The sequence below is a fragment of the Halorubrum orientale genome (assembly GCF_059623105.1).
On sequence record NZ_JBSPSR010000004.1, the window covers coordinates 349,391 to 371,379 of the forward strand.

Consider the following 21,989-nt stretch of genomic DNA (forward strand, 5'->3'; position numbering starts at 1 on the left):
AGCGCCAGCGGCGTGATGAGACGATCAGGCAGCGTCGACCGCCGCCTGCGCTTCGCGGAGGGTAAACCGATCCTCGTAGAGCGCGGTCCCGACGACGACAGCGGCTGCACCGGCCCGTTGGAGCGCGAGCACGTCCTCGACCGTGGCGACTCCGCCGGAGGCGATCACGGGGATGTCGACCGCCGAGGCCACGGCGTCAACCGCGTCGGTGTCGACTCCCTCGAGTTGCCCTTCGACGTCGACGTTGGTGAAGAGGATCGCTCCCGCGCCGAGTGACGCGTAGCGTGCGGCGGCTGTGGCCGGGTCGAGCCCGGTCGATTCGGTCCAGCCGGCGACGACCACCTCGCCGTCTTTCGCGTCGAGACTCACCACGACGCTGCCGGGATGCGTGTCGTCTAGCGCCGTGACGATAGACGGGTCGTCGACGGCTGCGGTCCCGAGGATAACGCGGTCGACTCCGGCATCGAGGAGGGCACGGGCGTCTGCGGCCGTGCGGATGCCGCCACCGAGTTGGACCTCGACGGTCTCGTCGGTTGCCGCGACGACCGCCTCGATGGCGTCGGCGTTGGCGCGCTCACCCTCGAAGGCGCCGTCGAGGTCGACGAGGTGGAGCGTATCGGCACCTACGTCGACCCAGTCGGTGGCCGCCTCGATTGGGTCGCCGTAGACGGTCCCGGTGTCGCGTTCGCCGCCGACGAGCTGGACGACGGCACCGTCTTGGACGTCGACCGCGGGAATTACCTCGAAGCGCGGGAAGACAGTCATACAGCAAGCGTGGCCCGGCGACCGATTAAACCGGTCGGTTCGGGAGACGAGACAGACGTATCCGATTCCGCACAATCCACCGTAGCGCACGTCTCGTGAGCACGCCAACGAATCCGCCGTGGCGCGCGCCTCGTGAGCACGCCAACGAATCCGCCGTGGCGCGCGCCTCGTGAGCACGCCGGAGGCGGGCTCGCGAGCGCGTGCGAGGGATGAGCGAGGAAGCGAAGCGACCGAGCGAATCGGCTGGGGAGGATGTGGCTGAAAGAAGTGTCCGGGGGTCGGGCGGTCGTATTCGTCACAGAGCCGCCGTCACACACAGATTGGGGAGGATGTGGCTGAAAGAAGTGTCCAGAGGTCGGGCGGTCGTATTCGTCACAGAGCCGTCGTCACACACATATTGGAGAGGATGTGGCTAACAGTGGTGTCCGTGTGTCGGAGAGTGATACCTGTGGCTGAGACGACTCGTGACACCCAGGCACCAATTACTGCCACGCCCTCCCCAGCCGATTCGCATCGGTGACTGCGGGTCGTCGCCTTCGGCTCCTCCTCGCACCACCTCGCTCATCCCTCGCACGCGCTCGCGGACACGCTACCGCGGTCCGCAAGGCGCGCGCCACCTGATAGGCGTACAAATGATGTATCGAGCGGATGGCACGGACGACCTCACGGCGGGTTGAGGACCACCCCACGCCTCCGCTGTCGGTCGGGTCTCGAGAAGACACGGATCGCTTATGTAACTACCCGGTACAACAACCCAGTGATGGACGACGCCACGACGCCCGCGCGACGACACAGCAGGCGACGATTCCTCGCGCTCTCGGGCGCAACCGGTCTCGCCGGACTCGCCGGCTGTAGCGCAGAGCGGGTCGACGAGGGGGCAAATGGGGGCGCGGGCGACGAGTCGGACGAGACCGACGATGCCGGCGGGGCGAACACGACCGAGGACACGGGCGACGAACAACCCACGCTGACCGTAGCGACCTACGGCGCGTTCGTCGACGCGCCATCGGTGAGTCCGGGCGCGTGGCTGAAAGGGACGTTCGAATCGCGCGTCGACGCCACGGTCGAATGGGCGACCCCCGACAACGAGTTGAACTACTACCTCGAGCGCGCCGCCTCAGGCGCGTCTATCGACGCCGACCTCTACGTGGGGCTCACCACCGAGGACCTCGTTCGGGCCGACAGCGAACTTGATGCCGACCTCTTCGCCGAAGCCGGCGAGGTCGACGAAACAGACGCGATCCGAGACGGCCTCCGGTTCGACCCGTTTGACCGGGCGGTGCCGTTCGATACCGGCTACGTGAGTCTCGTCTACGACGGCACCGAGACGACCGCCCCAGAGACGTTCGAGGGGCTGCTCGACGACGAACATCAGGGGGCACTCATCGCACAAAACCCAGGGAGCTCCTCGACTGGCCGGTCGTTTTTCCTCCACACGATCCATCGATTCGGGGAGGGAGACGGCGACGACGATGGCGGGTACGGCGGCGGTGGCGACGAGACGATCGAGGGCACAGACGGCGACCCCAACTACGACTACCTCGACTACTGGGCCGACCTTCAGGCGAACGACGTGCGGGTGCTGGGGTCGTGGGAGGACGCATACACCGCATGGTCGAACGGCGAGGCACCCATGGTGGTCTCGTACTCCACCGACCAGGTGTTCGCGGCCGACGCGGGCGAAGACCTCGAGCGACATCAGATCCGGTTTTTGAACGACGAGGCGTACGCGACTCCAGAGGGAATGGCGGTGTTCGCCGACGCCGACGAGCCCACGCTCGCCCGCGAGTTCATGTCGTTCCTGCTCGAGCCCGCCGTCCAAGGCGAGATCGCGAAACGAAACGTCGCGTTTCCGGCGACGACGACCGCAGAGCTGCCCGACGACTACGCATCGCTCGCACAGGAGCCGGCCACCCCAGTCACGTTCGGGTACGACGAACTCCAGGGGAGCCTCGATGCGTGGATAACCGACTGGGAGCGGCAGGTCGCCGGCAACTGAGCGGGTCGCCGTGAGAGACACCCCGCATCGGCTTTGTGACCACGTGGAGCGACGAGCACTCGCCGCGCTCACGGCCGTGACCATCGCGGTCCTCGTCGTCGTCTTCTACTATCCGGTGGGGACGGTCCTCGTCGAGGCGGTCGTCGTCGATGGCGTCGTCACGCTCGCCGTCTTCGTCGAGCTCCTTCGTGACCCGTTTTACCTCGGCGAGGTCGCCCGGCTGTTCACCGGTGAGGGACCGGTCGCGGTCGCCCGCGCGTTAGCCGCACCGGACCGGCGGCTCGGGATCGTCGGCTTCACCGCCTACCAGGCCGTACTCTCGACGATCGTCAGCGTTGCGCTCGGGCTCCCTGCCGCGTACATCCTCGCGCGCTTCGAGTTCCCCGGTCGGCGGACGCTCCGTTCCGTGACGATCCTGCCGTTCGTGCTCCCGTCAATCATGGTCGCGGTGGGGTTCGTCGCCACCTTCGGCCGAAACGGCACGCTAAACGCAGTCCTCTCCGCGGTCGGTATGCCGCGGGTCGAGCTCATGTTCACCCTCGAGGCGATCCTGATTGCCCACGCCTTCTACAACGCACCACTCGTCGCGCGGGTGACGACCGCGGCCTGGGAGTCGGTCGACGCGAGCGCGGTCGAGACCGCCCGAAGCCTCGGCGCGGGACCGCTGCGAGCGTTCATCGACGTCGTTGCCCCGCAGTTGTATCCGGCAGTGTTAACAAGTGCGGCGCTCACGTTCGTCTTCACCTTCGGCACGTTCCCGATCGTGTTGGCGCTCGGCGGGTTCGAGCTAGCGACCGTCGAAGTGTTCGTCTACCGGCTGGCGCGCGACCTCCAGTACGCGGAGGCCGCCGCGCTTGCGATCGTCGAGCTTACCATCGCACTCGGCGTGCTGTTTGCGTATCTTCGGTACGAGGCGGCAACCGCGGTCGCGGCTCGCCGCGTCCGCCCACTTCCGCGGAAGTCGCTGTGGCCGGACGCATGGACGCCGCGGGCGTTGTTCGAGCGGGCGGGAATCATCACCTACGCAGGGATCGCCGCGGTGGTCTTTCTCGCGCCGATCGTCTCGATGCTGCTCGCGAGCGTCACGACCGCCGACGGATCGCTCACGCTTGACCACTACCGATTCCTGCTGACGCGCCAGCAGACGGGCGCAGCCTTCCAAGTCCGGCCCTGGCCCGCGGTTCGCAACTCGGTGCTGTTCGCTGGGGCGTCCGCGCTGGTCGCACTTCCGATGGGCGTCGTCGTCGCCGTGATCACGACCCGCGCGTCTCGGGGGCGGTCACTCGTCGGCGCGGTCGCGATGGCGCCGTTCGCCGTGTCGGGAATCTTAGTCGGACTCGGGCTCCTCCGCGGACTCGTCTTCGGGGTCGAGGTGGCCGGGTGGCGGATCGCCGTCGCCGGGTCGGCGGCGATCGTCGCCGCCCACGCGGTAGCCGGCTACCCGTTCGTGGTGCGAACGGTAGCGCCCGGGTTGGCATCGCTTGACGCGTCGCTGGTCGAGTCAGCGCGGGCGCTCGGGGCGTCGCGGGCGCGCGCCCTCTTCGATATCGAGCTCCCGCTCGTGTGGCCGGGCGTAGTCGCAGGCGCGGCGTTCGCGGTCGCTATCTCGATGGGCGAGTTCACCGCGACGGTCGTGCTCGCGACAGGGGCGGATGCCTACACGATGCCGGTTGCGATCGAACGATTCATCGGCCGGCGGCTCGGACCGGCGACCGCGATGGGCGTCGTCCTCTTGCTTGTGACTGCCGTCAGCTTCCTCGTGATAGAGCGACTCGGGGGTGAGGTGCGTGACTACTGACGAGTCGGGCGCGCGAGACGACCGTGAGGCGCACGACGACCGCGAGGCGCTCGACGACCGCGACGAATCTCCGTACCCGCCCGGAAACGCGGGTGATACGGCGACCGGTGAGGAGCTCGACCGTCCGGGCCCGAACGCGCCGACCGCCGTCGAGTTCGACGGGGTAACAAAGCGGTACGGCGAGACGGCTGCGGTCGACGACGTGGATCTCGCGATCCGTGAGGGTGAGTTCTTCACCGTCGTCGGGCCATCCGGCTGCGGGAAGACGACGACACTGCGTCTCGTTGCCGGCTTCGAGGCGCCTACTGAGGGCTCTGTGCGATTCGGCGGCAGTGACGTCTCCGGGGTGCCTCCGGAGGCGCGCGACGTCGGCGTCGTGTTTCAAAACTACGCGCTGTTTCCGCACCTGACCGTGGGCGAGAACGTCGGGTACGGCCTCCGGTTTTCGGCCCCGCCCGGCGGGGTGAGCCGCGAGGAGCGAATCGACACGCTGCTGGAACTCGTCGACTTACCGGAGACGAGCGACCGCGACCCCGAGAGTCTCTCCGGGGGCCAACGACAGCGGGTCGCAATCGCCCGCGCGCTCGCGCCGGGTCCAGACGTCTTGTTGCTCGACGAGCCGATGAGTGCGCTTGACGCGCGGCTCCGTGAGCGGCTCCGGCTCCAAGTGCGGTCGATCCAGCGCTCGCTTGGAATCACGACAGTGTACGTCACCCACGATCAAGAGGAGGCGCTTTCTGTCTCCGACCGGGTCGCAGTCATGCGCGACGGGTCTGTCGTGCAGGTCGCCCCGCCGCGGACGGTGTACCGGCGACCGGCCTCGCGGTTCGTCGCCGAGTTCGTCGGCGACAACAACGTGTTCGAGGGCGTCGTCGCGACAGAGGGTGTCACCTCGGCAGCCGAAGACACTGGCAACGAGCGGCGGGTCGTACCGGTAGACGTCCACGACGCGACACTCCAGGTCGCTCTCGGAGCGGGATCAGCTGATCGCGCTTCCAACGACGGGGCGGAGACGGCTACTGACACCCACAGTGCCGGGTGGCCGACCGCGCCACGTCCTGGTGACCGAGTCGTCTTTTGTGTCCGCCCACAACACCTGCGAGTTGGCCGGGCACACAATGGCGTTCGAGCCGAGGTCGAGGGCGCGGAGTTCCTCGGGGAGACGACCCGCGTGCACCTCACCTGGAACGATCAGCCGCTGGTGCTCTCGGCCGACGAGCCGCTTGCGGGGTCGGTCACCGTCGGATTCGACCCGCGCGATGCCCACGTCGTCGAGCATGCGGCTTCGGACGGGGCCGACACGTCTTAATCCAGTCGGACCGAGAAGAATGCATGGCCACAGAGTCGTGTGACGTATGTGAGCGATCCGTCCGGATCGCGGGCGGTATCGGTGACCTGTGGAACTTCGCGTTCGAGTCGACACAGGGGATGACACTCGAGCTCGTCGACGGCTCGGAGTTCTTTTTGTGTTTTGAGTGTGTTGAATCGCTGCCCGAGGACACGGAGCCGACCGCAGAAGACGTCGCCGCCTTACAGAAGCGGACCGACCCCGTCGAGTCGACGAACACCGCGTTCTGGCACTGGCGGTGACGGCGGTGGTGGTGGCGACGGCGGTGACGGCGGTGGCGCGCGCCTCGTGAACACGCCGGAGGCGGGCTCGCGAGCGCGTGCGAGGGATGAGCGAGGTGCCGCAGGCACCGACGCGAATCGGCTGGGGAGGGTGTGGCTAATTGGCGTCCGGGTGTCGCGCGGTCGTGTTGTTCGCGCTGGTACTGCCACAGTCGTATAGAATCGGTTGGGGAGGGTGTGCCTAATTGGCGTCCGGGTGTCGCGCGGTCGTGTTGTTCACGCTGGTACTGCCACAGTCGTATGGAATCGGCTGGGGAGGGTGTGGCGGTAATTGGTGTCCGGATATCACGCGGTCAGGTTCGTCATAGACCTATCCTCATACACGTATAGAATCGGCTGGGGAGGAAGTGGCTAATTGGCGTCCGGATGTCACGCGGTCATATTCATCGCGTGGTCGGCGTTGTCACGCGAGTTAGTTTCGGTAGCGACGGCGACGACCGAACGTCACGCTGTCGACTGGTGCGTGCCGCCACGTCGCGAGCGCCGAGGAGAGTCGGTCGGTGAGCGGCCGCCAGACGACGACGATTGCCGCCCCCGCGAGTGCCGAGACGGCGACGGTCGGGTACGCGAGTGCCCCGAGTGCGAGGACGACGAGCGAGAACGACGCGAGCAGGGTCGCGAGCGAGCTAGCGGCCGAGGGGGGTGCAGGAAGCGGAGCGAGCGAGCGCGTCGGCTGTGTAGCGGTGAAACGTCGCATACACTAGCGGAGTGTGCGGGCAGATATAAGCTTTCATATTTCGTATATGTAGAGAGGCGAGATAGCACACCTCACGCGTTAAATCGCGCTATATCTGCCGACCTAAGCGTGTAACGAGTACCATGGTAACGCGTGTGCAGCATATCAGCTCGTGGGGAGATATGGTCTCGAACAGCGGCGGCACGAGAGAACACGGTGTGGCTGCTCCACGCTCACGACAGCGACACGCCACCCTCACGACGCGGGCGCATCAAAAGGACCATACGGGCTCCCGACCCGGTGTACGGTATCGGGTGACGCCAGTGACGAAGAAACGCGAATACCGAGACGACTACACCGACAAGACGCTGTACCTTCCGGGGCCGACCGAGGTGCGATCAGACGTCATCGAGGAGATGGCCCAGCCGATATTCGGCCACCGGATGGATCGCATGACGGACCTGTACACGACCGTCGTCGAGGACACGAAGGAGTTCCTCGGCACCGACAACGACGTGATCGTGCTCACCGCCTCCGGGACGGAGTTCTGGGAGGCGACGACACTCAACCTCGTCGACGATGGCGGGATGTTGTGTCCGACGAGCGGCGCCTTCAGCGAGCGACAGGCGAACGTCGCCGAACGACTCGGCAAAACTGTCGACCGCATCGAGTACCCGTGGGGTGAGGCGGTCAAGCCGGAAGACGTACGCGAGGCACTCGGGACCGCTGACGGCGGGTACGACGCGGTCACGGTCGTGATGAACGAGACCTCGACCGGGGTCCGCAACCCAATCGAGGAGATTGGCGACGTCGTCGCAGAGTACCCGGACACGTACTTCGTCGTCGACGCAATCTCCGCGCTCGGCGGCGACTACGTCGACATCGAGGCACACAACATCGACGCCATCTTCACCTCGGTCCAGAAGGCGTTCGCGATGCCACCTGGACTCGCCGTGTGTGTCGTCAGCGACGCGGCCTACGAGCGCGAAGCCGAGGTAGAGACCTCCTCGTGGTACGGCGGCTTCCGGCGATGTCTCGACTACTACGACCGGAAGGGCCAGACCCACTCGACGCCCGCAATTCCGTTGTTGTTGGCGTACCGCAAGCAAATGAAACACATGCTCGAGGAGACCCACGCGGCCCGCGACGAACGCCACCGAGAGATGGCCGAGTACACCCGCGAGTGGGCCCATGAGCACTTCGATACCTTCGCCGAGGAGGGATACGAATCACGCACCGTGACGTGTATCGAGAACACCCACGGTATCGACGTGGCCGAGACAATAGAGACCGTCTCCACAGAGTACGACATGGTCTTTTCGAACGGCTACGGCGATATCGGCGAGCAAACGTTCCGAATCGGCCACATGGGCGAGCACACCGTTGAGAGCGTCCAAGCGCTCACCGACGCGATAGAAGACGTCGCCGGGCTCTGACGGTCGGTCCTCACGAGACGAAGAACACGGCAGCGCGGTGTGTCACTCACGCCAGCCCGAGTAACGCGTCGGTACCGGTCTCCCATAGCGAGACGCCGGTTACGACACCAAGACCGAAGTCGAACGCGAAGAAAGCGAACAGTGCCGCGCCCACAAAGTGTGCTTTCCGCATATCGAGTCGGTGTGCAAAGCGGTGAAAGATGTACGCGTTCGCCGCACTCACCGGAACGATGGCGAGCATCTCGCCGGCCCAGATGGCCGTCGGAAACGCGCTGTATTGGGTGGCAAGAGAGATCGTGATCAGCTGCGTTTTGTCGCCGAACTCACCGAACGCCATCATCGCGAATATCGGGAGGAAGCCGCCGAACTTGTTCGGGACGCGCCACCCCACGAGCGGCACGCGTACATCGAGGTCACCGCCGTCGGTCTCTGGCGCGTCCGCCCGCGTCGGATCCCCGGCATCGGGGGCGGGCGCGCTCTTGACCAGCAAGTACGCGAAGAGGAGAAACAGCGCGGCCGTCAGCGTGTCGAGGTAGATCCCCGGGAGGACACGGGTGAGTGCACGGCCGAACACGACCTCGAGTGCTGTCCAGCCGGCGAACGCCGCCGCGGCTGCGCTCACCACAACAACCGGACGGTACCGCGCCGAGAGCCCGGCGATCAGCAGCTGTACCTTCTCGCCCGGGAGGACGGCAAGCTGGGCGCCGGCGGCGATGAACAGAACGGTCAGCCAGGTCGGTTCGGTCATCGCAAGCGGGACCCGGTCGGCTGGGTCGAACGGTACGACGGCAAGACAGACATACTCACGATGGAATTAGACTGGTCTAAACAAAAGTGTTTGTGTATCAAATCACGTCACAGCCAGAGAAGCTGAGCATGTCGTGTCCCGTCGAACTCTAAGACAGCAGCCTCGTCGACGATGCCGGCGTCTATCGCGACGTCGACCGCCTCGGTGCCGACGATGTTGCCAACCTGTGCCCGGTGAAGCGCGTCGACGACGGCCGCTGAGTCCGCCTCGGTTGCCTCAGGCCCGCCGTAAAACGACTCCTCGACGGTGATCTGGGCGGTATCGTTCTCGTACGTCTCGCCAAGACACTCGGCATCACACACCGAGACGAGCGTTCCCTCCGGCGTCTCGCGCTCACGGAGGAGCATCTAGAACCCCTCCGGTCCCTCACCCTGGAGCTCGCGTGCTGGCTCGCGGTCACGCTGCTCGGGGGCACGACCACTAGCACCCTGGCCGGCGTGTTCGTCGACCAGCTCTGCTTCGGTCTCGCGACGGAGCTCCTCGGCGCGGTCGGCAACCGTCTCAGCCTGCTCGTGTTCGCCCGCCTCCTCCAGCGCGCGGGCCTTCTCTTCGAGCACACCGGCCTCGCGGTAGCCGAGTCGGATCGCGTTGTCGAAACAGGAGACAGCGTCCTCGGCAAGTCCGCGCTCGACGAGGAGGAATCCGCGGTTGTACCACGCTTGCGCGAACCGAGGGTCAATCTCCACGGCGCGTTCTGCGTGCTCGAGCGCCTGCTCGCCCTGCCCCGACTCCCAGAGCGCGTACGCGAGGTTCGTTTCAGCCGTGGCGGCGTGCTCGGAGTCGTCGTCGACGTAGAGCGCCTCGCGATAGGCGCCGATTGCCTCGTCGTACTCCTCTAGCTCGGCGTGAGCAGCGCCCTTGTTCACCCATGCCTCCTGGGCGTCGAGTGACTCCTCGTCGGCGAAACGGGCGGCTCGTTCGAACGTCTCCGTCGCCTCCTCGAAGCGGTTGATTTGCATATACGAGAGCCCGACGTCGACCAGCCGCTCGACGTCGACGGCGTCGTTCTCGACGTTTCGGCGGTCGAGCAGGTCCGTGAGCGCGTGTGAGTCGACGGGGTCGACGGTCGTCGGGTCGGCGTCTAACGCTTCCGGGTCAAGCGTGAACTCCTCGTAGTCGACGTCGACCCCTTGGCCGGTCGAGAACTCGTGGCGGTCTGCGTCCCGCTCGTCAGTCATATCCCGTTTCTGGCGGCCACGGGGGGTAAGGGTTACGTCGGCTAGCTAGTCCCTGTTGTACGGACCAGAACACAGCCCCGGATTTTATGATGGAGACGCCGCTGGGTCGACGCGCGAATGGCATCTGAAGAACCCTCCACGGCAGTGCCGCCGCGGCGAGATCGGGGGGCCGGTCACCCCTGCCCTCGCCGACTTCGTCGTCGAAGACGATCGAGGCGGTGCGCGCGCAGTGACAGCGCAGGCCGGCGTGCCGACGCCGACGCTGACCGCGCCAGCACCGGGCGAGACGAACACGACCCAGGGACCGTCGAACGAGTCCACCCCGAACGCGACCCCACAGAACGAGACGAGCGCCTGAGCGACGACCCCCCGACGTCACCGGTCGTCGTTGCGCCGCGAGGTAGTTCGCATGGCGTCGATTGAGAGCGCAGCCGATTGTGCCGGTCGAGAGCGCAGACGACTGCGCCGGTCAGAAGACGACGAGGGGTGTCGACATCGGCCCGATATCAGTGGACGAACAGACAGTTTTGATCGGCTATCACGGCGGTGCGTGCGTCAGAACGCGGAAGGAATCCGACGAGTGCACGTGGGCGGCAAAACGCTGCGATGAGGAAAGCGTTAACCTCGCGCCGCCGGTCGATACGGGCATGAAAGTACTCGTCACGGACCCGATAGCCGACGCGGGCCTCAACCGGCTCGCGGACGCCGGGCACACGGTCGAGGCGGACTACGAGGTCGAGGGGGACGCACTGCTGGACGCGGTCGCCGACGCCAACGCGCTTATTGTTCGCTCCGGTACCGAGGTGACCGAGGCAGTGTTCGAGGCAGCACCGGACCTCGTCATCGTCGGGCGAGCCGGCATCGGCGTCGACAACATCGACATCGAGGCCGCGACCGACCACGGCGTGATCGTCGCCAACGCCCCCGAAGGGAACGTCCGGGCGGCCGCAGAGCATACGGTTGCGATGACGTTCGCCGTTGCGCGGTCGATCCCACAGGCGCACACTCGACTGAAGAACGGCGAGTGGGCGAAGGGGGCGTTCCTCGGCACCGAGCTCAACAACAAGACGCTCGGCATCGTCGGGCTTGGCCGCGTCGGCCAGGAGGTCGCAAAGCGCCTCGACTCGCTCGGGATGGACCTCGTCGTCTACGACCCGTACATCTCCCCCGAGCGCGCCGAGCAGTTCGGTGCCGAGTTGGTCGACGACCTCCACGAGACGCTCGCTCGTGCCGACGTGGCGACCGTCCACACCCCTCTGTTGCCCGAGACCGAGGGCATGATCGGTGCCGACGAGCTCGCACAGCTCGAGGGAGGCTACCTGATCAACTGCGCACGCGGCGGGATCATCGACGAGGACGCGCTCGCGGCCGCCGTCGACGATGGCGTCGTGGCCGGCGCCGCACTCGACTCGTTCGCCGAAGAACCCCTGCCGGCCGACTCGCCGCTGCTCGACGTCGAGGACGTTGTCGTCACGCCACACCTCGGCGCGTCGACGGAGGCGGCTCAGGAGAACGTCGCCGTCGACACCGCCGAGGCGGTGTGCTCGGCGTTCGCAGAGGAGCCGGTGCTCACTGCACTCAACGCGCCCTCGGTCGATGAGACCGCGTTCCCGCGAATCGAGCCGTACATCGACGTCGCCGAGACTGCCGGCCGGGTGGCTGCACAGCTGCTCGACGGACGGATCACGAGCGTGGAGACGACCTACGAAGGCGACATCGCCGCCGAGGACGTCGAACTCGTCACCGCATCGGCGCTGAAAGGCGTCTTCGAGCCGCTCGAGTGGCAGGTGAACGCGGTGAACGCGCCGCGGCTCGCCGACGAGCGCGGCATCGAGGTGACCGAGTCGAAGACGCGACAGACCGAGGACTTCCAGAGTCTCGTGCGGGTGACGGTCCACAACGGTGACGAGTCGCTCGCGGTTGAGGGGACGTTGTTCGCGGGCGACGACCCGCGGATCGTCCGTATCGATGGGTTCCGTGTCGACGCCGTCCCGTACGGTCACACGCTCGTTGCGCGAAACACCGACGAGCCAGGTGTGATCGGCTTCATCGGGACCGTGTTGGGCGAACACGACGTCAACATCGCCGGGATGTTCAACGCCCGCGAGACGCAGGGTGGCGAGGCGCTCACCGTGTACAATCTCGACCAAGCTATCTCCGAGGCGGCCGTCAAGACGCTACTCAACGACGACCGAATCGTCGAGGTGACCGAGATCACGCTCGACGACGCGAACACGCGAGACGAGGCCTGAGACCGAATCTGGACGCTGTCGTCTGGTGGGTGAGCGTGTGTGAACAACCGGGCTACGTGATTGCGTCACATTGTGTGCGCCTTCGTCTCTTCCAACCGATTCCATAGGTCGATAACGAAAAATAAACAACACGACTCCGCGACACCCGGGCGCAGTTTCGGCCACGCCCTCCCCAGCCGATTCGCATCGGTGCCTGCGGCACCTCGCTCATCCCTCGCACGCGCTCGTGGACACGCTATCGCGGTCCACGAGGCGCGCGCCACCGCAGTTGTCCGTCGGGTCGTCGTGGGTGTGCGGTGGCACTGATCTCGAGACGAAACAGATCACTGTGTCGTCTATATCCGACAATATCACTCCAGTGGTCGCACTCTCGTCTGGTGGTTTGATCGTTTGACTGCACCTCGTCTCGGCTCCTGTCACAGCTGGTAACCCCTCTGTTTCGAGTGGATCGGCCGGTCGTGACGGTTTGAGTCGACCCAAATCATTAATCCGACACTACCCCGTTCAAGAACGATGGTCGACGCCGAGGTTCACGTCATCGATCGGGGCGGACTGTTGTGTGACAGAAACTCGCTGCTTGAGGGCCACACCCGCGCGACACACGGTGACCAGAACCCCGATCTCGAGTACGCGGAGCTCCCGGTCTATGCCTTCGTGATCGAGCATCCCGCGGCGACGATCCTCTGGGACACGGGCGTTCACCATGCGGCCGCGGCGGGCCACTGGCCGGACGACCTCTGTGAGGCGTTCTATCCGCACGATGCGGCCGACCACCGGCTTGACGACGACCTCGCGGCTGCCGGCTTTGGGATCGACGACATCGACGCGGTGTTTCAGAGTCATCTCCACGTCGACCACGCCGGCGGGCTCGAGTGGTTCGCGGGGACAGACACCCCGGTGTACGTCCACGAGCGAGAGCTCCAGTTCGCGTACTACGACGCAGTCGCTGGTGCTGGCGACGGCGGGTACCTCCGGGCCGATTTCGACCACGATGTAAACTGGGTGCCGCTCACCCGAGACCGCGAGACGCACTTCGCCGACCTTGAGTTCGTCCGCTTGCCGGGGCACACTCCCGGAATGACTGGAAGCGTGCTTCATCTTGAGACGGAGACGCTACTTTTTACCGGCGACCAGGCCGCCCTTCCAGAAAACTACGAGGCGGGCGTACCACCGGGTGGGGACTTCATCTGGGGGAAAACAGAGTGGCGCGCGAGCCGCCACCACCTCCGTGAGATCGAGCGACAGCACGACGCAACCGTGGTGTTCGGCCACGACCGCGGTGGGCTCGCCGAAGCGCGATCGCCGTGACGGAGTCGAACCCTCCCGACCCACCGCCCGCGGCTGCTAGGCCGTCGGCGCGACCGACCGGCAGCACCGATCACGTGCGGTGGCGCGCGCCTCGCGGGTCGCGGTAGCGTGCCCGCGAGCGCGTGCGAGGGATGAGCGAGGTGCCGCAGGCACCGATGCGAATCGGCTGGGGAGGGCGTGGCCGAAACTGCGCCCGGGTGTCGCAGAATCCTGTTGATCACGCAGCTACAAGCACGCAGCTACAAGCACACAGCTACTAGCAGACGTACAGAATCGGCTGGGGAGGGGTGGCCGAAACTGCACCCGGGTGTCGCGCGGTCGTACTCGTCACCCGCTCACAGACCGACTCTGTGCGCGTCCAACAGTCACCGTCTCAATCGCTGATCTGTTCGAGGATCGCATCGGCGTCGTTCGGGACCGGCTCGGGGTCGCCACCAGCTTTGTAGGCGGCTTCCGGGTCCTTCAACAAGTGACCGGTCGTGAGACACACGACGAGTTCGTCTTCGTCAACGCGACCCTGCCGGCGGAGCTTCTTCAGTCCGGCAAGGCTCGCAGCAGAGGCGGGCTCGACGCCCACACCCTCGGTCGCGAGGTGCGCCTGTGCGGCCGTAATCTCGTTATCGCTGACGGCGACCGCGGTGCCGCCGGTGTTGTGCACGCCGGGAAGGGCCTTCGGCGCGTTGACCGGGTTGCCGATCCGGATGGCGGTCGCACGCGTCTCGACGTGTTCCCACCGGCTGATCTCGTCGTTGCCTTCGGTCACCGCCTCGACCATCGGAGCGGCGCCCTCGGCCTGGACGCCGGTGAGCTTGGGGACGTCCGCGACATCGAGTGCGCCCGACTGGACGAGCTCGCGGAATCCCTTATAGATCGCAGAGGTGTTCCCAGCGTTGCCGACCGGGAGGACGATTCGGTCCGGGAACCGTCCGTAGTCGGCGTAACACTGCTCTAGGATCTCGAAACCAATCGTCTTCTGTCCCTCCAGCCGGAACGGGTTGAGCGAGTTGAGCAGGTACACCACGCCGCGGGCGGCGAGCTCTTGGACGATGTCGAGACAGTCATCGAAGTTGCCGTCGACCTCGAGGATGCGTGCGCCGTGAAGACTGGCCTGAGCGATCTTGCCAGCGGCAACTTTTCCCTGCGGGAGGAGCACGAGCGTAGGCATCCCCGCGCGGCCACCATAGGTGGCGAGCGCCGCGCTGGTGTTGCCGGTGGACGCACACGCGAGCGCGTCGACGTCCAGCTCTTGGGCGACACGAACGCCCACAGTCATGCCGCGGTCTTTGAACGACCCCGAGGGGTTCATCCCCTCATGTTTGATCCGAAGCCCGTCGACGCCGACGATCTCTTCAATACGCGGCACGCGGTGTAGCGGCGTGTCACCCTCTGGAAGCGTCACTCCGAGGTCAAACGGCAGCGCCTCTCGGTAGCGCCACACACCGCGATCGGGGCCATCTGTCGAGGCGCCGGCGCCGAAGTCGTCGAATGTCGGCAGCTCGGCGTATCGCACCTCGAGCAGGCCGTCACAGTGGTCACAGGTGTACCGAACGTCCTCGAACGGGGCGAACGTCTCGCCGCACTCGATGCAAGCGAGCCACGTCCCGTCGTCCGCACAGGCGGGGACGGCGTCGGGCGCGGCGTCCATGGCGAGGCTCATTGTGGTGTAGTGTGCACTGGCGCGTCTTAAGCCGGCCGGTGGCGTCCCGCGTTGCCGGGTGCCGACAACACGGCCGTGGGCGCCAGGGTCGCACCTACTGCAGTCGCACCTGACCCAGCCGCGGCCGACACGGTCACGACGATCGGGCCCGCCTCAGTCGATGATGATCTCCGAATCGGTCGTCTCGCGGTCCGTCCCACCGCCCATCTCGGTCTGGTATCGCTGAATCCACGTCGCAAAGCACTCTGGACAGAGCCGCTGGGTGTCGATGTTCGCGCGGTCGACACTGAGTCGGACGGTCCTGGCGAGCGCGTCGGTCGTGGGCTCCCCACACCCGTCACAGGGGTCGGTCGTCGGCGCGTCGCTCATACGAGTGGGTCGTGGCGCGAGCTCTTAAATACCTGCGGCGGCCGTCCGCGCCGATCTCCGCGCGGTCCCCGCGTCCTCTAGAACGCGCACTCACGTCGTCCGGAACGCGCGGTCGCCGGCGTCACCGAGCCCGGGCACGATGTAGCCGTCGTCGTCGAGACGATCGTCGATGGCGACGGTGAGGAGGTCGGCGTCGGGGAACGCGTCGCCGACGCGTACGAGCCCATCAGGTGCGGAGACCGCCGAAAGCACAAACAGGTCCTCGAACTCGGTCGCCTCGGCGAGGATGTGCTCAAGCACCGCACACATCGTCGAGCCGGTCGCAAGCATCGGGTCAGCGACGATCACGGTGTCGGTCTCGCGAATCGCCGGTAATTTCACGTAGTCGATCGTGATGGGGAACTCACCGTCCGCATTCATGCCGGCGGCCTCATCGCGACCAGCCGAGATGATCCCCTGTTTCGCTCGAGGAAACGCCTTCAACAGCCCCTCGACGAACGGCGTCGCCGCCCGGAGGACGTTGATGATCACGACGTCATCGACGCCTTTCACCCGTTCGCCGGTCGTCTCCGCGAGCGGCGTTTCGACCGGAACGTACTCCGTCTCCATCGCGCCGTCGATGATCTCGTAGCCACAGACGCGTCCGAGTTTCACCAGGCCCTTTCGGAAGGCGACTTGTTCGGTCTCGACGTCGCGGAGCCGCGAGAGGGTGTCTTTCGCTAGTGCGTGCGTGATGAGATACGCGTTGTCCCGGTCTTCGATGGCCATTGTCGATGCGTCGACGCGACACTCATAAAAGCTTGTCACCAGCGGCCGCCGACCCGGGACGCCATCGAGACCGGATGGCACACCGCGCTCCGGTTGACTGGCCTCCAATTCACCGCAGCACGAGGAGGTACGTCACAAAAAAGACGACGAGGGTCGCGGCGGCGATGGTCCCTCGGCTCGCAGTCAGCACCTCGAGCCGGTCGAGGCCCCAGACGACGGTCCACCCGAACAACAGCGAGAGGACGGCGTTCATCGCGAGCACCACCCGCGGGTCGCCGGACGACTCTTCGAACCCCTCCGCGAGTCCCTTTGGCTCGTCGGCCATATCCACTATCCGAGCGGTCCAGCACTTAGCTCTTTGTGCGAGGACGTCCAACACGTCCTCGTGCACTCGGTCCTCCACCTCAGGAACCATCGCGGCGAGCCGATCGATCCCGTACCGTTCGGGGTGAGCGTCGGCCTCGGATTTATGCTCGCGTTCTCGATCGGTCCCATCTACGGCCAGGCGTACGGTATCTCGACCGGTGCATCACTCGCCTGGTCGGCCGGTGCGTTCCTCGTCATGACCTTCATCGCGTACGCCCAGTTCGTCCATCGCGCCCCGGCGCTTGACGCCGGTCCGCTCCCGCCAGGCCCGCGTTTCGAGCGGCTGCTCTACGCCGCGATGGGATTCGGTGCCGTCCTCGTTGGGATCACACTTCCACTCATGTGACTCGCCCGTGTGTGACCCACCCACACATCTACCTGCGGTGGCGCGCGCCTCGTGGGCCGCCGGAGGCGTGCTCGCGAGCGCGTGCGAGGGATGAGCGAGGTGCCACAGGCACCGATGCGAATCGGCTGGGGAGGGTGTGGCCGAAACTGCGCCCGTGTGTCGCGCAGTCGTCTCGAGCATACAACCACCACACACGTATGGAATCAGCTGGGGAGGGTGTGGCGGTAATTACTGCCTAGAGGTCGTGCAGTCGTGTTCATCACACAGCCACCACAGACAGCTACAATCGGCTTCCGCATCGACCGCACAGTTCGAACGCGACGGCGGGAACACGACGGACGCTACGGCTCTCGGAGCACCACCTCATCGCCGGGGGCCGCCGGGAACGAGTCAACCCCGGGAAGCTCACCGCCGGCTCGCACACGCGCCCACTCCTCGTCGGTGACCAACGCCGCGTTTAGCTGTTCGACGATCGGGTCCGCCTCGAGGTCGGTCCCGATGACGACGTAGGCGGTCTCGCGGTCGCCGTGCTCGTCGTGCCACGATAACTCGGGGCGATTCGACCGAAGCATATCGCGTTCGACCGGCGGCCGGCTCGCGATCCACGGTCCCTGTGCGGTCACCCGCACCGAGCGGCCTGCCTGGCCAACCTGTTGGCGCTGGTCGCTCCCCGCAACCCAGAGTGTGCCCTTCGACCGGACGACGGCGGCCGGCAGCGATCGGAGTGTCTCGGCGAGTCGCTCGGGGTGAAACGGCCGGCGACGCCGATACGTGAACGAGGAAACACCGTACACCTCGTCCGGGTGGCGGTGCGCGTGGTCTTCCGTCCCGTGCTCGTCGTGGTCCGCGTCTGCGAGCGCCCGTTTCCATCCGGGGAGTGTCGCGAGCTCGCTCGCGTCGAACGCGTCGATCCCGATCAGACAGTCGGGATCGACCGCAGAGAACGACGTCGGAATAGTCGTCGCATCGGGCTGAAGCGCCGCGACGAGGTCGGTGGCACGGTCGAGCTCCGCATCGGTACACAGGTCACGTTTGTTCAACAGGACGACGTTCGACACTTCGACCTGTTCGACGAGGAGATCAGAGAGCGGTCGACCGTCCGCGTCGGTGCCGCGGCGTGCCGGCACATCTGCGTCAGCAAAGGCGTCGAGGAACCGACGGGTGTCGAGTACGGTCACGAGCGCGTCGACGCGGTACCGGTCGGCGACCCGCGACTCGGTGGTAAACAGTCTGGCGACCGGGGCCGGCTCGGAGATGCCAGACGACTCGACGACGAGCGCGTCGAATGACCGGTCGCGCGCGAGTCGAACGACGGCCGTCTCGAGGTCGTCTTGGAGCTCACAGCAGATACAGCCGTTCGAGAGCTCCGTGACGCCAGCGACATCGACCTCGGAACCCTCCGCAATCAGTTCTGCGTCAACGTTCACGTCGCCCATGTCGTTGACGAGCACCGCGATGTCACGGTCCCCGGCGGCACTGAGGAGGTGATTCAACAGGGTGGTCTTGCCCGCCCCGAGACTACCTGAGAGCACCGTCACCGGGATCCGATCGCTCATGTGCGGGCCGTCGACATCGAGCCTCTTGAACGCCCCGACGTCGGCGACACACGGACACAGCACCGCGGCGGGCGCCCCGCGGTCGAAAGCCGATACGTTGATACCGCGGCCACGCCGATGGGCGGCCATGTTTGGACTCGTCTTCGTCGTCGGGATCGTCGGGCTGGTGGCGACGGCCGCGATGGTCGCCGCGATGTTGTACCTCGTCTGGCTCTCGATGGGCGACGGCACCCACGCGGCCAGCCCAGACACGGGCGAGACACCGGAACTGGACGACGACACCGCCGAGGACCGCGACCCGGAGCTGACCGACGGCAACACCGCGTGAATCGAGGCCCACGAGACGACCACACGACTGCGCGTCGTCGACGGGGATGACCACAACAGCTTTAGGGTGATTCGGCGGTCATCGTCGACCATGACACTCGCAGCCCGGATCGAAACGTTCCGGACGGTGCTCGAAGAGTGGCTCCGCGGGCTGTACCACGGAATGATCACCCACCCGGCCTACGAGAAGATCGAAAAGGAAGCCGAAGACGCCGAAGACGCGTTCATGCTGGCGTGCTTCCCGGATGCGTTCGGCATCCCATCGCCCGTCTCGTATTACACCGCCGAGCTGTTACCGTACCTCGAGAACGAGTTCGAGGCGTGGGAACGCCGGCTGTGGGATCGCGAGTCGCTCATCGAACGCAAGGGTCAACAGTACCACTTCTGATGGAACCGTTCGTCTTTTTCGGCGGTAAAGGCGGGGTGGGGAAGACCACCGTGTCGTGTGCGTACGGGTACAAGTGTGCGACCGCTGGGCTCTCAACGCTCGTCGTCTCGACGGATCCGGCCCACTCGGTCTCAGACGTCTTCGACCAATCGTTCGGCGATGAGCCGGCGTCTGTCGAGGGGGCCGACGGGCTCGACGCAATGGAGATCGACCCCGACGACGAGGTCCAACGGCACCTCGATTCGATCCGCGAGGGGCTCTCAGAACAGGTGTCAGCGGCGATGGTGAACGAGATCAACCGCCAGCTCGAGATGTCACACGGGACGCCGGGCGCGTACGAGGCCGCGCTCTTCGACGCCTTCGTCGGGGTGATGCGCGAGGAGAGCGAGCCGTACGACCGGGTCGTCTTCGACACCGCGCCGACGGGGTCGACGCTCCGGCTGCTCGGGCTACCGGAGTTCCTCGGTGACTGGATCGACCGGCTGTTGTACAAACGGCGACAGTCGATCGACCTCTTCGAGAAGGCGGCCGTCGGCGATATGGAGCCGCGACGCGTGATGGACGGGGACCCGGTGGTGGCCAGACTCGAAGAGCGCAAAGAGTTTTTCGAGTACGCCGGCGAGACACTGCGGAATGACGCCGCCTTCTTTCTCGTGTTGAACCCGGATCAGCTGTCGGTGAATGAGACGGGTCGCGCGATCGAGGCGTTCCACGAGCGAGACCTCGCTGTCCGCGGGCTCGTGGCGAACAAGCTCACCCCGTCGCCGGACGACGACGAAGACGGCCGCGGCGCCCGGTACCTCCGTGAGCGCGTTGAGACCGAGCGCGACCGCTTAGAGCAGGTCAAGTCGATGTTTACCCCGCCACTCGTCGCGACTATCGAGTCCCGGACACGCGAGGTACGCGGCGACCTCCTCGCGGAGGTCGCTGCCGCACTCGACGTCGACCCCGCGCCTGCAGCCGAGTAGTGAATCGCGCGCGAGCGCTCGATATCGACACTGTTGAAAATTTCATAAGGCTGCTGTTGAATCAACAAATAATATTACAAAATTAATTGTCACGCCGGTCTCCAACGGGTGTGTGCGGCAGATCCATCACGGATGATGGTAATATTTAACAGCCCCTTCGAGGATCCATTTTACGAGAGCCTATGACGAGCATCATTTGGATCGTGGCCGCCGTGCTGGCAACGTTCTCCGTGGGGTACGTGGGGTACTCGCGGTACCTCTCGCGGTTCGTCGACCTCGACGATGACCGCGAGACGCCGGCACACAAGTACGAAGACGGTCAAGAGTACGTTCCGGCGAAGAAGCCGGTGTTACTGGGGCATCACTTCTCGAGCATCGCAGGCGGGGCACCAATCGTCGGTCCGATAACGGCCGGCGCCATCTGGGGATGGGCCCCGGCGTTGTTGTGGGTCGCCATCGGCAACCCGCTGATGGGGGCGGTCCACGACTTCATCTCGCTGTCGAGTTCGATCCGTCACGAGGGGCGGTCTATCGGGTACATCGTCGGCCAGTATGTCGGCGAGCGTGGGAAAAACCTCCTGTTGTGGTTCGCGTTCCTCACGATCATCCTCGTCGTCGCGGTGTTCGCCCTTGTCGTCGGGATCGTGTTTAACGCGTACCCGCAAGTGACGACCGCGAGCTTCGTGTACGTCCTCTTGGCGCTCGCGTTCGGGGTGTACCTCTACCAGCTCAACGGGCCGTTCATCCCCGGCACCGTCCTCTTCGTCGCCGGCGTCTTCGCCGGCGTCTGGTTGGGCATCCAGTACCCGTTCGCGATCTTCGAGCTGGCTGGCGACGCCAGCCACCCCGCAGGGACGTTCGTGCTGTTCGAGAACGCGGGCTCGTGGTTCCCGGGTGCCGCTGCACTCGGTGGGAACACCGCAGCGTGGGTGCCCGTGATCATGGTGTACGGCGCGATCGCCAGCGCCCTACCGGTGTGGGTGCTGCTCCAGCCGCGTGATTACCTCTCGTCGTTCCTGTTGTACACGGGTGTCGGCGGGGGCGTCCTCGCTATCATCGCCGGCACGCTGCTCGGAACTGCCTCCCAGCCGCTCGTCATCGATTCGTCGATCGGCCTGTTCAACGGCTTCTGGGGGGTGGAGTCAGTCGGCCTCTTCCCGTTGTTCCCGCTGCTTTTCATCACCATCGCCTGCGGGACGATAAGCGGCTTCCACTCGCTCGTCTCCTCAGGGACGACCGCAAAACAACTGAATAAGAGGGTGTCATAGAACTCTTCTCACACCGTGATGATCGTGCTTCCCGGATTGTCTCCGCGTTCGTAGTTGGTGATAGCGACGACGAGGCGAAGGCACAGCGAGAGGAACACCTGTGCTCGTGCATGGACGCGGCCTCGGG

22 protein-coding genes and 2 pseudogenes are annotated in these 21,989 nt (G+C 65.7%); 13 read left to right on the top strand and 11 right to left on the bottom strand.

Annotation, left to right across the window (positions count from 1 at the left end; translation table 11 throughout):
• Window positions 1–24: 24 nt before the first annotated feature.
• A complete protein-coding gene (gene hisA / locus ACWUI7_RS06640; protein WP_496641427.1) occupies window positions 25–765 on the bottom strand; it encodes a 1-(5-phosphoribosyl)-5-[(5-phosphoribosylamino)methylideneamino]imidazole-4-carboxamide isomerase in 741 nt (246 codons plus the stop codon).
• 760 nt (window positions 766–1,525) lie between these two features.
• On the opposite strand from hisA, the gene ACWUI7_RS06645 reads away from it, so the two are divergent.
• From ACWUI7_RS06645 to ACWUI7_RS06660, 4 genes are read left to right on the top strand one after another with little or no spacing between them, the layout of a single operon-like run.
• Window positions 1,526–2,764, top strand: a complete 1,239-nt coding sequence (locus tag ACWUI7_RS06645; protein WP_496641428.1) for a thiamine ABC transporter substrate-binding protein — start codon at window positions 1,526–1,528, stop codon at window positions 2,762–2,764.
• 10 nt (window positions 2,765–2,774) lie between these two features.
• Window positions 2,775–4,562 (top strand): ABC transporter permease, encoded by a 1,788-nt coding sequence (locus ACWUI7_RS06650; protein WP_496641429.1) that lies wholly within the window; start codon window positions 2,775–2,777, stop codon window positions 4,560–4,562.
• Entirely contained in the window at window positions 4,552–5,871 is a 1,320-nt protein-coding gene (locus ACWUI7_RS06655; RefSeq protein WP_496641430.1) for an ABC transporter ATP-binding protein, read from the top strand. The genes ACWUI7_RS06650 and ACWUI7_RS06655 overlap by 11 nt, the downstream gene beginning before the upstream one ends.
• 23 nt (window positions 5,872–5,894) lie before the next feature.
• Complete coding sequence (locus tag ACWUI7_RS06660; RefSeq protein ID WP_496641431.1) at window positions 5,895–6,152, top strand: DUF7561 family protein; 258 nt, start codon at window positions 5,895–5,897, stop codon at window positions 6,150–6,152.
• Between the two features lie 451 nt (window positions 6,153–6,603).
• Here the strand turns inward: ACWUI7_RS06660 and ACWUI7_RS06665 are convergent, their stop codons facing one another.
• A complete protein-coding gene (locus ACWUI7_RS06665) occupies window positions 6,604–6,888 on the bottom strand; it encodes a hypothetical protein (RefSeq protein WP_496641432.1) in 285 nt (94 codons plus the stop codon).
• A gap of 302 nt (window positions 6,889–7,190) precedes the next feature.
• Between ACWUI7_RS06665 and ACWUI7_RS06670 the strand changes: the two genes are divergently transcribed.
• Window positions 7,191–8,303 (top strand): pyridoxal-phosphate-dependent aminotransferase family protein, encoded by a 1,113-nt coding sequence (locus ACWUI7_RS06670; RefSeq protein ID WP_496641433.1) that lies wholly within the window; start codon window positions 7,191–7,193, stop codon window positions 8,301–8,303.
• A 46-nt stretch (window positions 8,304–8,349) separates the two neighbouring features.
• Here the strand turns inward: ACWUI7_RS06670 and ACWUI7_RS06675 are convergent, their stop codons facing one another.
• From ACWUI7_RS06675 to ACWUI7_RS06685, 3 genes are all read right to left on the bottom strand, one after another.
• Complete coding sequence (locus tag ACWUI7_RS06675) at window positions 8,350–9,051, bottom strand: TMEM165/GDT1 family protein (protein WP_496641434.1); 702 nt, start codon at window positions 9,049–9,051, stop codon at window positions 8,350–8,352.
• 107 nt (window positions 9,052–9,158) lie between these two features.
• The gene (locus tag ACWUI7_RS06680) at window positions 9,159–9,458 is read right to left on the bottom strand and encodes a DUF424 domain-containing protein (RefSeq protein WP_496641435.1); all 300 of its coding nucleotides are present in this window, start codon (window positions 9,456–9,458) and stop codon (window positions 9,159–9,161) included.
• Complete coding sequence (locus tag ACWUI7_RS06685) at window positions 9,459–10,289, bottom strand: tetratricopeptide repeat protein (protein WP_496641436.1); 831 nt, start codon at window positions 10,287–10,289, stop codon at window positions 9,459–9,461.
• Window positions 10,290–10,344: 55 nt separating this feature from the next.
• Here ACWUI7_RS06685 and ACWUI7_RS06690 point away from each other — a divergent pair, with 55 nt between their 5' ends.
• The 3 genes from ACWUI7_RS06690 (at window position 10,345) to ACWUI7_RS06700 (ending at window position 13,849) form a co-directional block, all read left to right on the top strand.
• Window positions 10,345–10,647: a hypothetical protein gene (locus ACWUI7_RS06690; RefSeq protein ID WP_496641437.1), complete on the top strand. Its 303-nt coding sequence runs from the start codon at window positions 10,345–10,347 to the stop codon at window positions 10,645–10,647.
• 289 nt (window positions 10,648–10,936) lie between these two features.
• Window positions 10,937–12,541, top strand: coding sequence for a phosphoglycerate dehydrogenase (gene serA / locus ACWUI7_RS06695; protein WP_496641438.1), 1,605 nt, complete (start codon window positions 10,937–10,939; stop codon window positions 12,539–12,541).
• Window positions 12,542–13,054: 513 nt separating this feature from the next.
• On the top strand, window positions 13,055–13,849 hold the full coding sequence (locus ACWUI7_RS06700) for an N-acyl homoserine lactonase family protein (protein WP_496641439.1): 795 nt from the start codon (window positions 13,055–13,057) through the stop codon (window positions 13,847–13,849).
• Window positions 13,850–14,222: 373 nt separating this feature from the next.
• Here ACWUI7_RS06700 and thrC read toward each other — a convergent pair whose 3' ends face one another.
• The 4 genes from thrC to ACWUI7_RS06720 all read right to left on the bottom strand — a co-directional run bounded on the left by thrC (window position 14,223) and on the right by ACWUI7_RS06720 (window position 16,968).
• Window positions 14,223–15,506: a threonine synthase gene (thrC, locus tag ACWUI7_RS06705; protein ID WP_496641440.1), complete on the bottom strand. Its 1,284-nt coding sequence runs from the start codon at window positions 15,504–15,506 to the stop codon at window positions 14,223–14,225.
• Window positions 15,507–15,659: 153 nt separating this feature from the next.
• Entirely contained in the window at window positions 15,660–15,875 is a 216-nt protein-coding gene (locus tag ACWUI7_RS06710) for a DUF7569 family protein (RefSeq protein ID WP_496641441.1), read from the bottom strand.
• 90 nt (window positions 15,876–15,965) lie between these two features.
• Entirely contained in the window at window positions 15,966–16,643 is a 678-nt protein-coding gene (upp, locus tag ACWUI7_RS06715; protein ID WP_496641442.1) for a uracil phosphoribosyltransferase, read from the bottom strand.
• A gap of 109 nt (window positions 16,644–16,752) precedes the next feature.
• The gene (locus ACWUI7_RS06720) at window positions 16,753–16,968 is read right to left on the bottom strand and encodes a DUF8107 family protein (protein WP_496641443.1); all 216 of its coding nucleotides are present in this window, start codon (window positions 16,966–16,968) and stop codon (window positions 16,753–16,755) included.
• 60 nt (window positions 16,969–17,028) lie between these two features.
• On the opposite strand from ACWUI7_RS06720, the gene ACWUI7_RS06725 reads away from it, so the two are divergent.
• A complete protein-coding gene (locus tag ACWUI7_RS06725) occupies window positions 17,029–17,355 on the top strand; it encodes a hypothetical protein (RefSeq protein WP_496641444.1) in 327 nt (108 codons plus the stop codon).
• 341 nt (window positions 17,356–17,696) lie between these two features.
• On the opposite strand, the gene ACWUI7_RS06730 is transcribed toward ACWUI7_RS06725, so the two are convergent.
• Window positions 17,697–18,911, bottom strand: coding sequence for a CobW family GTP-binding protein (locus tag ACWUI7_RS06730; protein ID WP_496641445.1), 1,215 nt, complete (start codon window positions 18,909–18,911; stop codon window positions 17,697–17,699).
• Window positions 18,912–19,038: 127 nt separating this feature from the next.
• On the opposite strand from ACWUI7_RS06730, the gene ACWUI7_RS06735 reads away from it, so the two are divergent.
• The 4 genes and pseudogenes from ACWUI7_RS06735 to ACWUI7_RS06750 all read left to right on the top strand — a co-directional run.
• Window positions 19,039–19,239: a hypothetical protein gene (locus ACWUI7_RS06735; protein WP_496641446.1), complete on the top strand. Its 201-nt coding sequence runs from the start codon at window positions 19,039–19,041 to the stop codon at window positions 19,237–19,239.
• A gap of 90 nt (window positions 19,240–19,329) precedes the next feature.
• Window positions 19,330–19,626, top strand: a complete 297-nt coding sequence (locus ACWUI7_RS06740) for a DUF7990 family protein (RefSeq protein ID WP_496641447.1) — start codon at window positions 19,330–19,332, stop codon at window positions 19,624–19,626.
• Window positions 19,626–20,594: an ArsA family ATPase gene (locus ACWUI7_RS06745; protein ID WP_496641448.1), complete on the top strand. Its 969-nt coding sequence runs from the start codon at window positions 19,626–19,628 to the stop codon at window positions 20,592–20,594. Before ACWUI7_RS06740 ends, ACWUI7_RS06745 begins: the two co-directional genes overlap by 1 nt.
• 182 nt (window positions 20,595–20,776) lie before the next feature.
• Window positions 20,777–21,850 (top strand): annotated as a pseudogene (locus ACWUI7_RS06750) (carbon starvation CstA family protein); the annotation flags it as partial.
• 20 nt (window positions 21,851–21,870) lie between these two features.
• Here ACWUI7_RS06750 and ACWUI7_RS06755 read toward each other — a convergent pair.
• A pseudogene (locus ACWUI7_RS06755) lies at window positions 21,871–21,989 on the bottom strand (IS5/IS1182 family transposase); the annotation flags it as partial.